Origin of the sequence: Pseudomonas huaxiensis, from assembly GCF_003231275.1 — a bacterium.
GTDB lineage: Bacteria > Pseudomonadota > Gammaproteobacteria > Pseudomonadales > Pseudomonadaceae > Aquipseudomonas > Aquipseudomonas huaxiensis.
The window spans coordinates 1-776 of the sequence record NZ_QKVL01000149.1; the positions used below are offsets into that span (position 1 = coordinate 1).

Sequence of the window (776 nt, forward strand, 5' to 3'; positions counted from 1 at the left end):
TCGGGCGGAGAAACGCCGCTATCACATGGGGCGACAGCGGCGTTGGGTCAGGCGGGTTTGAAGCCGGGTTTGTTGTTGGCGGTGCGCCATTCTTTGACGCGTTTCACGACGCCTTCGGGGGTGTCGTCCTCGCCAGCAAGTGGGAAGCAGATGAGATTGAAGCCGTTGGGATGCTCTGAGATAGATACCAGATGGAGCAGAATTCTGTCTTTCCAGGCACCGTACGCTTCGCCTTGCAGAGTGGAATCATTCCGGAACAGTAAGCTCACGCAGGCCAGAAATTCGGCTTCTGTGTAATTTTCAATACTTGGCTTCAGGTCCATTAGTTTTTCCCCTTGTGAGCATCCTGATGCGCCCTTGGTGTCATGATGGCAAGGTTGTCCAGGTCGTAAACTGCACCGCCTTTGGCAATCGGATGAATATGGTGCAGTTCAAGCGTCAGGTGTTTTCCAACTTGGCCTGAGCTTGCATAGGGTGCTTTACCTTTGCGCATGTTATCGAGGCTGATTTCAGGAAAGTTCTTGCTCAACTCTGAGTCGGCAGCCGCTGCTTTCCAGATGGCCTCACGCATCTTCCCCCATCTGCTGAACTGCTTCCCCCGTAACGTTCTAACCAGTGGCTAGATGATCCGGGCAGAGAAACGCCGCTATCGCATGGGGCGATAGCGGCGTTGGGTCAGTCGGGTTTGAAGCCGGGTTTGTTGTTGGCGGCTCGCCATTCTTTGACGCGGTTCACGACGCCTTCGGGGCTGTCTTCGGAGCCAGGTGGCGGGAAGC

General features: G+C 55.4%; 3 protein-coding genes. All 3 read right to left on the reverse strand.

Translation table 11 applies throughout. From position 1 onward, the window contains the following. Positions 1 to 47: 47 nt before the first annotated feature. Positions 48 to 323, reverse strand: a complete 276-nt coding sequence (locus tag DM374_RS32635; RefSeq protein ID WP_110973534.1) for a bacteriocin immunity protein — start codon at positions 321 to 323, stop codon at positions 48 to 50. Next, positions 323 to 616, reverse strand: a complete 294-nt coding sequence (locus DM374_RS32640; RefSeq protein WP_404821411.1) for an HNH endonuclease signature motif containing protein — start codon at positions 614 to 616, stop codon at positions 323 to 325. Before DM374_RS32640 ends, DM374_RS32635 begins: the two co-directional genes overlap by 1 nt. Positions 617 to 675: 59 nt before the next feature. After that, positions 676 to 776, reverse strand: a 101-nt coding sequence (locus DM374_RS32645) for a bacteriocin immunity protein (RefSeq protein ID WP_177431651.1), incomplete at its 5' end; no start/stop codon positions are given.